Here is a 12,132-nt window from a genome sequence, read left to right as displayed (position 1 = left end):
CCCGGAATCCTGGCACGGCCGGCCGCCGCCGCGCGGGGGAGCGGCGGCCGGCCGTGTGCCGGGAGGAGGGTCAGCCGGCCGATTCGCCCGCGTGCGGGCTCAGCGCACCCGCGCCGACCAGGACGAAGAGCAGGATGCCGAGTGCGATGCGGTAGATGACGAAGGGCATGAAGGACTTCGTGGTGATGAACTTCATGAACCAGGCGATGACCGCGTAGCCGACGCCGAAGGCGATGAGGGTGGCGAAGATGGTCGGCGGCCAGGACACATGACCCTCGCCGGCGTCCTTCAGCTCGAAGACGCCGGAGGCGAGGACGGCGGGGATGGCGAGGAGGAAGGAGTAGCGGGCCGCCGCCTCACGGGTGTAGCCCATCAGGAGGCCGCCGCTGATCGTGGCGCCGGAGCGGGAGACGCCGGGGATGAGGGCCATCGCCTGGCAGAAGCCGTAGATCAGGCCGTCCCTGACGCCGAGTTCCCGCAGGGACTTGCGTTCCTTGATCGCGCGGTGCTTGCCGCCGGTCTCGTCGCGGGCCGCCAGACGGTCCGCGATGCCGAGGACCACGCCCATCACGATGAGGGTGGTGGCGATGAGCCGCAGATCGCGGAAGGGGCCCTCGATCTGGTCCTTGAGCGTGATGCCGAGGACGCCGATCGGGATGGAGCCGACGATGACGAGCCAGCCCATCTGGGCGTCGTGGTCACCGCGCATCGAACGGTCCGTCAGCGACCTGAACCAGGCGGAGACGATCCGGACGATGTCCTTGCGGAAGTAGATGAGGACCGCGGCCTCCGTGCCGATCTGGGTGATCGCGGTGAAGGCGGCGCCCGGATCGTGCCAGCCGGCGAACGCGGCGGTGAGCCGCAGGTGCGCGCTGGAGGAGATCGGAAGGAACTCGGTCAGTCCTTGAACGAGGCCGAGGACGAACGATTCGAACCAGCTCATGGGGCTTGGGCCATCCCGGAGAGATCATGCATCGGCCGGGGCGGGGTGCCGTCGGCTGCGTGCGGATTGCGGTCGTGCGATGACAGGGCCGCACCGGGCCCGGAGATCGTCGGTCGGTCGCGGGCAGCGTATCGCCCCCGGATGAACGCGGTGACGACAGCCCCCGCGCACCCCGCACCGCCGCCCGGCTACTGTCCGCCCAGCCGGTGGCGCCGCCGCCACGCGACCACCGCCCCGCCCGCGCCCGTCACCACGATGAAGCCCATCGCGGCCAGGAAGGCGGGCGAGGTGGGCGAGGCGGCCTCGCTGCCCGCGATCACATACGCGGCGGTGTTCGGGATCGAGCCCAGCCCGGTCGCGATCAGGAACGGCGGATAGCCCATCCGGGAGACCGCCGCGCAGTAGTTGGCCGCCGCGAACGGCACCCCGGGGAAGAGCCGCAGCGCGAGCATCGACCGGAAGCCGTGCCTGCTGAGCTGGCCGTCCGCCGCCCGCATCCAGCGCCCGCGCAGCAGCGTCCGCAAGGCGTCCTGGCCCAGGACCCGGCCGAGCATGAACGAGATCCCCGCGCCGAGCACCGTGCCCGCCAGCGCGGCCGCCAGCCCCGACTGCGCACCGAAGAGCGCCCCGGCCGCGATGTTCAGCAGCGGTCTGGGCACGAACGCCACCGTGCAGACGCCGTACGCCAGCGCGAACAGCGCCACCGCCGCCGCGCCGCCGCTCAGCTGGGCCGGCCATCCCGAGGCCAGCAGGCGCTGCGGTTCCAGGAGCAGCATGGTGGTCGCGGCACCCACCAGGACCGCCACGAGCAGGGAGAACCGGGACCAGGGCGAGAGCAGCACTCGCGTGCAGCGCACGGCGAAGCCACCGGCGGGACGGGTGGCGGGGACGTGGTCGAGCATTCGGGGAGAGTAACCGACACCCGTGGGTGATCGCCGTCATGCGACCGTGATGAGCCAGGAAGCCGAACCGCGCGGGACGAAGGCCGGCACGGACTCCGCCGGGGCCGACGGCCCCCGACCCGAACCCGAACACGGCCCCGCCCACGGCCTCGGTTCCGCCCACGGCCTCGGAGCCGAGCCGTTCGTCCCCGTTCCTCTTCCCTCCCGGCCGCCCCACGTGCCCCAACCGCGGTGCGGGCGCCGTAAATCATTCGACGGGCCGGAATCGCCGCGCCATGATCGAGCCATGTTCCGGTACGCCTTCCTCGCAGCGCGGTCCGCAGTCGCGGACGCGCCGAAGGCTGCCGTGAGCCCCCTCGCAGCAGATGTCGCGGCAGCGTGCACCGCTGTCGCCGCGCCCCTCGGCGGCGCCCGAAGCTGACCCTCCCCCGATCGTCCGGCGGACCCCGCGTGGGGAGGGTCGGCCGGGCCCCGGGGTCCTCTCACTTCAGCTTCGCACCCAAGGAATGAACCATGCCCAAGACGGCATACGTGCGCACCAAGCCCCACCTCAACATCGGCACCATGGGCCACGTCGACCACGGCAAGACCACGCTGACCGCCGCCATCACGAAGGTCCTCAGCGACCGGGGCAGCGGCACCTTCGTCCCCTTCGACCGCATCGACCGCGCGCCCGAGGAGGCGCAGCGCGGGATCACCATCAACATCGCGCACGTCGAGTACGAGACGGGCACCCGGCACTACGCCCACGTCGACATGCCCGGCCACGCCGACTACATCAAGAACATGGTCACCGGAGCCGCCCAGCTCGACGGGGCGATCCTCGTCGTCTCGGCGCTCGACGGGATCATGCCGCAGACCGCCGAGCACGTGCTGCTCGCCCGCCAAGTGGGCGTCGACCACATCGTGGTGGCGCTCAACAAGGCGGACGCGGGCGACCCCGAGCTGACCGACCTGGTCGAGCTGGAGGTGCGCGAGCTGCTCACCGCGCACGGCTACGGCGGCGACACCGTTCCCGTCGTGCGGGTGTCGGGGCTGCGGGCGCTGGAGGGCGACCCGCGCTGGACCGACGCGGTCGAGGCGCTGCTGGACGCCGTCGACACGTACGTACCGATGCCGGTGCGCTACACCGACGCGCCGTTCCTGCTCTCCGTGGAGAACGTCCTGACCATCACCGGCCGGGGCACCGTCGTCACCGGCGCCGTGGAGCGCGGCACGGTGCGCGTCGGGGACCGCGTCTCGGTGCTCGGTCCGGACATCGAGACGGTCGTCACCGGCCTGGAGACCTTCGGCAAGCCGATGGAGTCCGCCGAGGCCGGCGACAACGTCGCGCTGCTGCTGCGCGGCGTCGAGCGGGACCGCGTGCGGCGCGGCCACGTCGTCGCGGCGCCCGGCAGCGTCACCCCGCGCCGGCGCTTCACCGCCCAGGTGTACGTCCTGTCGGGGAGCGAGGGCGGCCGCACCACCCCGGTCACCACCGGGTACCGCCCGCAGTTCTACATCCGCACCGCGGACGTCGTCGGCGACGTCGACCTCGGTGAGGTGGCCGTGGCCCGTCCGGGCCAGACGGTCACCATGACCGTCGAACTGGGCCGGGACGTGCCGCTGGAGTCCGGGCTCGGCTTCGCGATCCGCGAGGGCGGGCGGACCGTCGGGGCCGGTACGGTCACCGAAGTGCTCTGACCGCCCGGGAACGCCGGGACCGCCTCCCGATCCACGGGAGGCGGTCCCGGCACCGGTGTCCGTCGCACACGCGCTCCGCACGTGTTCTGGCGGGACCGGAGCCCCTGCGCCCCGACCGCGCCCCTGGCGGGCCGGGCCCCGCCGGCGGTGCGCGTCCGACGCCCGCGCGGTCCGGATCAGTCCGTGCCACGCCGCACAATGGGGGAGTGAACGAGTCGATACCGGTGATCCGCGACGTGGACCACGGCACCGCCAGGCTGCTCCCCGACGTGGACCGGGACCGCGCCTGGCTGCTCACGGTCGACGGCGCCCCGCAGTCGTACGTGGACCTGGACGCGCCGGAACACCTGGAGTTCGAGTACGCGCGGCGGCTCGCCCATGTGCTGGACTGCGCGGCGGAGCCGGGCCTGCCGCTCGACGTCCTGCACCTGGGCGGCGGGGCCCTCACCCTGCCCCGCTACACCGCCGCGACCCGGCCGGGCTCGCGGCAGGAGGTCGTCGAGGCGGACCGGGCCCTGCTCGACCTGGTGACCGCCCACCTTCCGCTGCCCGACGGCACGGGGATCACCCTGCGCGCCGACGACGCCCGCGCCCGGCTGGAGGCGACCGCGCCGGGTTCGGTGGACGTGGTCGTGGCCGACGTCTTCGGCGGTTCACGGGTCCCCGCGCACCTCACCACGGTGCCCTACGCCCGCGCCGCCGCCCGCGCCCTGCGCCCGGAGGGGATCTACACCGCCAACCTGGCCGACGCGGCGCCGTTCACCTTCCTGCGCTCGCAACTGGCCACCTTCGCGGCGGTCTTCCCCGAGCTGGCCCTGATCGCGGAACCCGCCGTGCTGCGCGGCCGGCGCTTCGGCAACGTGGTGCTGGTGGCCTCGCGCGCCCCGATCGGCACCGCCGCCCTGACCCGGCGCTGCGCGGCCGACGCGTTCCCCGCGCGGGTCGCGCACGGGGACGCGCTGACCCCGTTCCTCAAGGGCGCCCGGCCGGTCGGCGACGAGGACGCCGTCGCCTCACCCGAGCCGCCCGAGGGCGCCTTCGGCATCGGCTGACGCGGTAACGCCGCCGCCCGTGACCGCGGGGGCGGACGTCCTGCGCGTCAGGTTCCGCACATCGGGTACGAGCAGCACGAGAGCGGTGACCAGCACGATGAGCCCGGCGCAGCCCCACAGAGCCGGCCCGCGGCCGATCAGCGACTCGGCCGGGCCCGCGAGGGCCGTGGCCAGGGGGACCATCGCCACCGAGCCGAACCAGTCGTAGGCCGAGACCCGGGACAGCTTCTCCTCGGGGATCTCCTGGTGCATGGCCGTCATCCACGAGACGCCGAACACCTCGATGGCCGTGCCGCTGACGAACATCACCACGCACAGCCCCGTCACCGACAGCGGCACGGCGAGCCCCGCCGACGGCAGCGCCAGCGGGAAGACGCAGAGGGTGCCGGCCAGCAGCATCCGGCGCGGCCTCCACCGGGTCATCAGCAGCCCCCCGGCCAGCGTGCCGACGCCGAAGGCGGCGAGCGCGAAGCCCCAGGGGCGGGCGCCGCCCAGTTCGTCCCGGGCGACCAGCGGCCCGTACACCGCCTCCGCCGCACCCACGGCCGCGACGACCACGGAGAACTGCGCCACGACGGCCCGGAGCCAGGGCCGTCCGACGAACTCCCGCCAGCCGTCGCGCAGATCGGCCAGGAGCCCCGACCCCGGCGCGCGCTCCGGGATGTGGCTGACGTCGAGGAAGGCGCGCAGCGCACCGGCCGCGGCGAAGGCCGCCGCGTCCACGGCCAGCACCCAGCCGGGGTCCATCGCGGCGATCATGGCACCGCCGAGCGCCGCGCCGCCGATCGTCGCGCCCTGGGTCGCCATGCGGAACAGGGCGAAGGCGCGGGCCGCCGACTCCGTCCCCACACTGGACATCAGCATGCCCTCGGCGGCCGGGCTGAAGAACGCCTGCCCGGTGCCGCACAACGCGGTGAGCAGCATCATCTGCCACAGCTGCGGATCGCCGGCCAGGACCAGCCAGGCGAACACGGCCTGGGAGACGCAGTTCAGCGTGTTGGCCGCGACCATCACCCGGTGGCGCGGCAGCCGGTCGGCCACCGCCCCGCCGATGAGCAGGAACAGGACCAGCGGAACGGTCCGGGCGGCGGCGACCAGACCGACGTCCCCACCGTCCCCGCCCGCCTGCAGCACCGCGAACGCCGCCGCGATCAGCGCGCCATGGGTGCCCAGGCCCGTGATGATCGCGGCGGCGGTCAGCAGCCGGTAGTTGCGGCCCGCCGGGGTGGGGCGGTCCGTCGGGGGCGCGGAGGAGAGTGCGTCGGTCACCCGGGGACTATCCCCGCAGCGGCCCCGTCATGCCAAACGCGTTTCTGTCCGACGCGTCCGTGGCGTTCGACGTGTCGGTTCAGGACTCGGGGATCTGCACCAGCCGGACGGTGCTGAGGATCTTCTGGATCGTGTCGTCGGGGAGTTCGTCCGGCACGCCCGCGGCGGCGTACAGCACCCAGGACGAGAAGGCGCCCTTGCTGTTCTTGAAGGTGAACGCGATGGTCTTGCCGTCGCTGTCGCACTTCTTCTTCTTCGTGACGTTCGGGGCGGTGGCGGTGACCACGCTGCCCGTCAGACCCGACTTGGTGGTGTACTGCTTGGCCTTGCTGATCTTGATGGTCTTCTTGGGCATGTGCTGCGCGTACGCGGCCCAGGCCCAGGTTCCCGCCTCGTTGCGGGCGTTCACGGCCGCGTCCGTGGCGCCTTCCGCGCCGCGCGTACCGGCGCCGGCGAGGCTGTAGTTCTCCTTGACCCCGTCCTTGTCGTGGTCGTCGACGCACCACTTGCCCTTGAGGTCCGCCGGGGCGGAGAAGCCGATCAGCGGCGAGCCGTCGCCCTTCGCGTCGTCCTCGAAGTACGAGAACGTGCCGGGCGACGCGACCTCCCAGTCACCGGGCACGTCGAACTGCGTGCCCCACTTGGGGTTGGTGACGACCTTCCAGCCCGGGATCACCGGCTTGGGGTCGGAGTCGTCGCCGCGCGGGTTCGCCTCGGACGGGGAGGCCGATTCGGAGGGCTTGGCCGGCGCCGACGATTTCGTGCCGTCCGCCACGTTCTTGCCGTCCTTGTCGTCGTCCTTGTTCAGCACCACGACGCCCGTGACCGCGGCGGCCACGACGACCGCGGTCGCCGCGACGATGGCGATGACGGTCGTCTTCTTCTTGTCGTTGCCGGGCTGCGGAGCACCGGGCGGACCGGGCACCGCGTACTGCGGGACGGTCGGCTGCTGGTACGGGTTCGGCTGGCCGTAACCGGGCTGACCCGGCTGCCCCGCCTGCGGATACCCGCCCGGCTGCCCCGGCTGGCCCTGCTGCGGATAGCCGTACCCGGGCTGCTGATACGGGTTCGGCTGCTGGTACCCCGGCTGCTGGTACGGATTCTGACTCTGGTCCTGCGGGTTCTGCTCGCCCCCGGGCGGCTGCTGTCCTGGCCACATGGCCAGTAACGATAGAGGGGCGCCGGGCGGGCGGCTACGCCCGCCCCCGGGTGCGGTCCGTGAAGGACGCGGGCCGGCTCCGGCGCGCGACCGCGAAGCCATGGCCAAAACGCCCTACCCGTGAGTAACATCGGGCTCATGAGCGCTGAACAGATGACTGCCGGCGAGATGCTCGCGGCGACCGTTCCCATGGTCCGGACCCTCAACCTGGAGTTCCTGGAGACCACCGCCGAACGCGCGGTGCTCCGCATGCCCGACCAGGGCGACTTCCACAACCACCTCGGCGGTCCGCACGCCGGCGCCATGTTCACGCTGGCCGAGTCGGCGAGCGGCGCCATCGTCATCGCGGCCTTCGGCGACCAGCTGGGCCGGGCCGTCCCGCTCGCCGTCAGCGCGGAGATCGGCTACAAGAAGCTGGCCATGGGCGAGGTCACGGCGACCGCCACGCTGGGCCGCCCGGCCGCCGAGGTCGTGGCCGAACTCGACGCGGGCGCCCGCCCCGAATTCCCGGTGAAGATCGAGATACGCCGCGCGGACGGCGCGGTGACCGGCGAGATGACCGTGATCTGGACGCTGCGCCCGAACTCCTGATCCAGCGCGTGCGCCCGGGGTCGCCCGATGCCCTCGCGGGGCACGGGGCGGCCCTTCGCGCTGTCCGGGGCCGGGAGGCGGCGGGTAGGCTTCCCGCCGTGCGCCGAGGAGTGGTCCGGCGGGCGCCCAGGACATCACTACGGAGGAACCGGCGTTGCACATCCAGGAGTGGCTGGAGACCGTCCCCGCGATCAGCGTCTACCTCCTGGTGGGCGTCGTCATCGGACTGGAGAGCCTCGGCATTCCGCTGCCGGGCGAGATCGTGCTGGTCAGCGCGGCACTCCTGGCCTCGGGACACGACGGCATCAACCCGTGGATCCTGGGTGCCTGCGCCACGGCGGGCGCGGTGATCGGTGACTCGATCGGCTACGCGATCGGGCGCAGGGGCGGACGGCCGCTGCTGGCCTGGCTCGGCGGGAAGTTCCCCCGGCACTTCGGCGAGAGCCAGATCGCCCTGGCCGAACGCTCCTTCCAGAAGTGGGGCATGTGGGCCGTCTTCTTCGGCCGCTTCGTCGCCCTGCTGCGCATCTTCGCCGGACCGCTGGCCGGTGTGCTGCACATGCCGTACTGGAAGTTCCTCGTCGCCAACGTGCTCGGCGGCATCGCCTGGGCCGGCGGCACGACGGCGGTCATCTACTACGTGGGCGTGGTCGCCGAGGCATGGCTCAAGCGCTTCTCCTACCTGGGCCTGGGCATCGCCGTCCTCTTCGGCCTCGCCTCGATGCTGATCATCAAGAACCGGGCCAAGAAGGCGGCCGCCCACGCCGAGGCCGGACCGGCCCCGGAGCCGGGCGTGCTGCCGGTGGCCGACTGACGCACGGCCCGGGCGGGGACGGGACGCCGCTCCCCGGGGCCGCGGTCCGGCTCTCAGTCCTGGTGGCTCTCGTCGTCCTCGTGCGCCCGGCGGTGGGCCTCGGCCAGCTCGACGTAACCGACGGCGTTGAACCGGACGCCCTCCAGCTCCTCCTCGGTCAGTTGCCGCTTGACCTTGGCGGGGACCCCCGCGACCAGCGAGCCCGGCGGGACGTTCATGCCCTGCGGGACGAGGGCCTGGGCGGCGACCAGCGAACCGGCGCCGATGTGCGCGCCGTTGAGGACGGTGGCGCCCATACCGATCAGGACGTCGTCCTCGATGGTGCAGCCGTGCAGGACCGCGTTGTGCCCGACGGAGACGCGCTCGCCCACGGTGACGGTGAAACCCGGGTCGACGTGCACGCTGCAGTTGTCCTGGACATTGGAGTCCGCCCCGATCACGATGGGGCCGCAGTCGGCGCGCAGCACCGCCTGGTACCAGAGGCTGGAGCCGGCGGCCATGGTGACGTCCCCGATGACGACCGAGGTCGGAGCGGTGAAGGCGCCCGGATCGAGCACCGGTTCCTTGCCGCCCATGGCCGTGATCAACGCCTTGTCCGCCATCGCGCGTTCCTCTTCGTCCGCGGGGCCGGAACCGCACTGTCCGTGGGCCCGGCGGGGCGGTCGCGCCCCGCACGACCGTATGCGACGCGAAGGCGCCGCCGGTGGACGGTGGGGTGAAGATCACAGGTGGGCGCGGTGATGGGCCACGGGCCCGGCGTCTACCGTGAGCGGGTGCCGAAGAACAGAAACACGTTCTCCTTCCTGACCGCCTGGCGGCGGCGCGTGCTGTCCGCGGCGGTCCACCGAGGCTGGCGCTGGGTGCGCGAGACGGGCGCGGTGACGGCGGCACACCCCGGAGGGCTCCGGTTCCGCCGCATCGGCGAGGGGACCCGGCTGGCCTTCCCCCAGGGCACCGTCTTCGGCGAGCCGTGGATAGAACTGGGCGCGCACTGCGTGATCGGCGAACAGGTCACCCTCACGGCGGGACTCATGCCCGACCTGGACCTCGGACCCGAGGCCATCCTCACGCTGGGGGACGGTGTGGTGCTGGGGCGCGGCAGCCATGTCGTCGCGGACACGACGGTGACGATCGGCTCGGACACGTACTGCGGGCCGTACGTCTACATCACCTCGACCAACCACAGTTACGACGATCCGGCGCAGCCCGTCGGCAAGCAGTGGCCGAGGATGGACCCGGTGGCCATCGGGCCCGGCTGCTGGATCGGGACGGGCGCGGTGATCCTCCCGGGCGCCCGGCTCGGGCGGAACGTGGTGGTCGCCGCCGGTGCGGTGGTACGCGGCGAGGTGCCCGACCACGCGGTGGTGGCCGGGGCCCCGGCCCGCGTCGTGCGGAGCTGGGACGAGGAGCGGGGCTGGCAGCCGCCGCTGCGGACCCCGGCCCCGGTGCCGATCCCGGAGGGGATCACCCCCGAGCAACTGCTGGCCGTGGCGGAACTGGACGAGGACTGAGCCGTCCGCCGTCCGCCGTCCGCCGTCCGTCAGCCGGTGGCGAGCAGCACGGTGCCCAGCAGAGCGAGGCCGGCGCCCGCGGCCTGGACGCCGCGCAGCCGTTCGCCGAGGACGCCGCGTGCGGCGAGGGCCGTGACGACGGGGTAGAGGGAGGCCAGCACGGCGGCGACGGTGACCGGTCCGTGCTGGGCGGCCACGGCATAGGTGCCGTTCGCCGCGACATCGGCGAGCCCCACGAAGGCCAGCGCCGGAAGCGCGGCGGTCACCACCCGTGCGCCGCCTTCCTCGGGGAGCGCACGGGCGCCGCGCCGCACGGAGGCGTACAGGGCCGCGCCGCCCACCGCGACATTGGTGACCCGCTGGACGAAGAGGGCCAGGAACAGCCCGGTCACCGTGGTGGACGCCTCCGCGATCAGCGCCATCACCGCGCCGAATCCGAACGCGGCCAGCAGCGTCAGCAGCACCGCCTGCCGCTGCACCGGGGCCCCGCGCAGCTGCGGTCCGCCGGCCATCACGATGCCGGCCACCGCCACGGCCACCCCCGCGCACTGGAGCAGCCCCGGCCGCTCGCCGACCATCAGCCCCACGCCGACCGGCACCGCGACGCCCAGCGATCCGAGCGGCGAGACCACACCCATCGGGCCGAGCGCCAGCGCCTTGTAGAAGCTCAGCATCGCGACCGGCCCGACCGCGCCCGCCGCGACGGCGAACCAGAGCCGGCCGCCCGCCTCGCTCCAGCCGCCGGTCGCGATCACGATCGCCCCGAGCACGAGGGCCGCGATGACCTGCGAGACCACCACCACGGTCAGCGCGGGCGTGCGCCGCGTCAGCAGCCCGCCCCCGAAGTCGGCCAGGCCCCAGAGAAGGCTGGTGGCCAGGGCGAACAGTGCGGTCATGGGCGCGCCTCGCAGTACAGTGCGGTGAACGATGGGGTGTACGTCACCGTAGTGCACTGCATTGGACTGCGTCATTCAGAATATTGGACGGAATGTGACTGATCTCGACCAGCTGACCCAGTCCCTCGCGCGCAACCTCAAGCGCTGGCGCGGCGAGCGGGGCTTCACCCTGGACGCGCTGGCGGCCCGTGCCGGGGTCAGCCGGGGAATGATCATCCAGATCGAACAGGCCCGCACCAACCCGAGCGTCGGCACCACGGTCAAGCTCGCCGACGCGCTCGGCGTGAGCATCACGACCCTGCTCGACTACGAACAGGGCTCCCCGGTCCGTCTCGTCCCGGAGGCCCAGGCCGTCCGCCTGTGGTCCACGGAGGCGGGCAGTGCCACGACGCTCCTGGTGGGCACCGAGGCACGCGGCCCGCTCGAGCTGTGGTCCTGGCGCCTGGCACCCGGCGACGCCAGCCGCTCCGACCCGCACCCGGAGGGCACGGTCGAGCTGATCCACGTCACGGCGGGCGAACTCACCCTGGTCGTGGGCGACGAGACCTTCGCCGTGCCCGCCGGCACCTCCGCCACCTTCGAGGCCCACCACCCGCACGCCTACCGCAACGACGGCACGGAACCGGTCGAGGCCACCATGGCGGTGTCGATCCCCCCGGTTGGTTGAGGGGTGTCCCGCCCTCGCCCGCCCCGCATGCCGAGACGCCCAACCGTCTCCCCGGCAGCGGCTGTTAGCGTGGCGCGCATGCGCGCACCCATCGGCTCCTTCGAGGACGCCGCCCCCGCCGTCGACCGCCTCGCACTCCTCACCGCCCCGGTCGCCGCGGCCGTACGCGAGGGCTGGGGCGGCGTGCCCGTCGACCACATCATCCACGTGGACACCGACCCCGCCGTCGCCGACACGGCCGTCTTCGTCGAACACCACGGCGCCGACCTGCTGGACCGCTCCGCCAACTGCATCGTCGTCCGCGCCAAGCGCGGCGGCGAGACCACCCTCGCCGCCTGTCTCGTCCTCTCCCGCTCCCGCGTCGACGTCAACGGCGCCGCCCGCAAACACCTCGGCGCCCGCAAGGTCCAGTTCGCCCCCATGGACACCGCCATCGCCGAGACGGGCATGGAGTACGGCGGCGTCACCCCCGTCGGCCTCCCCGCGACCTGGCCCCTCCTCATCGACCCCGCCGTCGCCGACGAGGACTGGATCCTCATCGGCAGCGGCACCCGCCGCGGCAAACTCATCCTCCCGGGCAAGGCCCTGGCGGCCCTGCCCGGAGCTGTGGTGGTGGAGGGGCTGGGGGTCGGGGGCTGACGCTCC

The 12,132-nt window shown here is 73.1% G+C and carries 13 protein-coding genes; 7 read left to right on the top strand and 6 right to left on the bottom strand.

Annotation, left to right across the window (positions count from 1 at the left end; all coding sequences use genetic code 11):
• Nucleotides 1-70 precede the first annotated feature (70 nt).
• Together ACWCXC_RS05580 and ACWCXC_RS05575 are read right to left on the bottom strand one after the other, a co-directional pair.
• Entirely contained in the window at nt 71-943 is an 873-nt protein-coding gene (locus ACWCXC_RS05580; RefSeq protein WP_450680015.1) for an undecaprenyl-diphosphate phosphatase, read from the bottom strand.
• A 188-nt stretch (nt 944-1,131) separates the two neighbouring features.
• Complete coding sequence (locus tag ACWCXC_RS05575; RefSeq protein WP_450680016.1) at nt 1,132-1,845, bottom strand: TVP38/TMEM64 family protein; 714 nt, start codon at nt 1,843-1,845, stop codon at nt 1,132-1,134.
• Between the two features lie 513 nt (nt 1,846-2,358).
• Here ACWCXC_RS05575 and tuf point away from each other — a divergent pair.
• Together tuf and ACWCXC_RS05565 are read left to right on the top strand one after the other, a co-directional pair.
• On the top strand, nt 2,359-3,528 hold the full coding sequence (gene tuf / locus ACWCXC_RS05570) for an elongation factor Tu (protein WP_450886784.1): 1,170 nt from the start codon (nt 2,359-2,361) through the stop codon (nt 3,526-3,528).
• A 206-nt stretch (nt 3,529-3,734) separates the two neighbouring features.
• A complete protein-coding gene (locus ACWCXC_RS05565) occupies nt 3,735-4,580 on the top strand; it encodes a spermidine synthase (protein ID WP_450886782.1) in 846 nt (281 codons plus the stop codon).
• On the opposite strand, the gene ACWCXC_RS05560 is transcribed toward ACWCXC_RS05565, so the two are convergent.
• Together ACWCXC_RS05560 and ACWCXC_RS05555 are read right to left on the bottom strand one after the other, a co-directional pair.
• Nucleotides 4,542-5,849, bottom strand: a complete 1,308-nt coding sequence (locus tag ACWCXC_RS05560) for an MFS transporter (RefSeq protein WP_450886780.1) — start codon at nt 5,847-5,849, stop codon at nt 4,542-4,544. The two genes, ACWCXC_RS05565 and ACWCXC_RS05560, sit on opposite strands and share 39 nt — an antisense overlap.
• Nucleotides 5,850-5,928: 79 nt before the next feature.
• Nucleotides 5,929-7,008 carry a hypothetical protein gene (locus tag ACWCXC_RS05555; RefSeq protein WP_450886778.1) on the bottom strand — a complete coding sequence of 360 codons (1,080 nt, stop codon included), beginning with the start codon at nt 7,006-7,008 and terminating at the stop codon, nt 5,929-5,931.
• Nucleotides 7,009-7,161: 153 nt separating this feature from the next.
• Here ACWCXC_RS05555 and ACWCXC_RS05550 point away from each other — a divergent pair, with 153 nt between their 5' ends.
• The gene (locus tag ACWCXC_RS05550) at nt 7,162-7,599 is read left to right on the top strand and encodes a DUF4442 domain-containing protein (RefSeq protein ID WP_450680100.1); all 438 of its coding nucleotides are present in this window, start codon (nt 7,162-7,164) and stop codon (nt 7,597-7,599) included.
• A gap of 154 nt (nt 7,600-7,753) precedes the next feature.
• Complete coding sequence (locus ACWCXC_RS05545; protein WP_450680021.1) at nt 7,754-8,413, top strand: DedA family protein; 660 nt, start codon at nt 7,754-7,756, stop codon at nt 8,411-8,413.
• A 53-nt stretch (nt 8,414-8,466) separates the two neighbouring features.
• On the opposite strand, the gene ACWCXC_RS05540 is transcribed toward ACWCXC_RS05545, so the two are convergent.
• Entirely contained in the window at nt 8,467-9,015 is a 549-nt protein-coding gene (locus ACWCXC_RS05540) for a gamma carbonic anhydrase family protein (RefSeq protein WP_450680022.1), read from the bottom strand.
• Between the two features lie 171 nt (nt 9,016-9,186).
• On the opposite strand from ACWCXC_RS05540, the gene ACWCXC_RS05535 reads away from it, so the two are divergent.
• Entirely contained in the window at nt 9,187-9,924 is a 738-nt protein-coding gene (locus tag ACWCXC_RS05535) for an acyltransferase (RefSeq protein WP_450680023.1), read from the top strand.
• Between the two features lie 29 nt (nt 9,925-9,953).
• Here the strand turns inward: ACWCXC_RS05535 and ACWCXC_RS05530 are convergent, their stop codons facing one another.
• The gene (locus tag ACWCXC_RS05530; protein WP_450886775.1) at nt 9,954-10,820 is read right to left on the bottom strand and encodes an EamA family transporter; all 867 of its coding nucleotides are present in this window, start codon (nt 10,818-10,820) and stop codon (nt 9,954-9,956) included.
• A gap of 94 nt (nt 10,821-10,914) precedes the next feature.
• Between ACWCXC_RS05530 and ACWCXC_RS05525 the strand changes: the two genes are divergently transcribed.
• A complete protein-coding gene (locus ACWCXC_RS05525; RefSeq protein WP_450680025.1) occupies nt 10,915-11,487 on the top strand; it encodes a helix-turn-helix domain-containing protein in 573 nt (190 codons plus the stop codon).
• Between the two features lie 78 nt (nt 11,488-11,565).
• Nucleotides 11,566-12,126 carry a YbaK/EbsC family protein gene (locus ACWCXC_RS05520; RefSeq protein ID WP_450886772.1) on the top strand — a complete coding sequence of 187 codons (561 nt, stop codon included), beginning with the start codon at nt 11,566-11,568 and terminating at the stop codon, nt 12,124-12,126.
• Nucleotides 12,127-12,132 lie beyond the last annotated feature (6 nt).

The organism is Streptomyces sp. NPDC001515 (assembly GCF_053597115.1).
Note: the sequence above shows the minus strand (reverse complement) of the source record. Positions and strands in the feature narration are given on the sequence as shown.

Coding starts and splice junctions, on each gene's coding strand:
- ACWCXC_RS05580 (WP_450680015.1), bottom strand. CDS start 943: ATGAGCTGGTTCGAATCGTTCGTCCTCGGCCTCGTTCAAGGACTGACC.
- ACWCXC_RS05575 (WP_450680016.1), bottom strand. CDS start 1,845: ATGCTCGACCACGTCCCCGCCACCCGTCCCGCCGGTGGCTTCGCCGTG.
- tuf (WP_450886784.1), top strand. CDS start 2,359: ATGCCCAAGACGGCATACGTGCGCACCAAGCCCCACCTCAACATCGGC.
- ACWCXC_RS05555 (WP_450886778.1), bottom strand. CDS start 7,008: ATGTGGCCAGGACAGCAGCCGCCCGGGGGCGAGCAGAACCCGCAGGAC.
- ACWCXC_RS05550 (WP_450680100.1), top strand. CDS start 7,162: ATGACTGCCGGCGAGATGCTCGCGGCGACCGTTCCCATGGTCCGGACC.
- ACWCXC_RS05540 (WP_450680022.1), bottom strand. CDS start 9,015: ATGGCGGACAAGGCGTTGATCACGGCCATGGGCGGCAAGGAACCGGTG.
- ACWCXC_RS05530 (WP_450886775.1), bottom strand. CDS start 10,820: ATGACCGCACTGTTCGCCCTGGCCACCAGCCTTCTCTGGGGCCTGGCC.
- ACWCXC_RS05520 (WP_450886772.1), top strand. CDS start 11,566: ATGCGCGCACCCATCGGCTCCTTCGAGGACGCCGCCCCCGCCGTCGAC.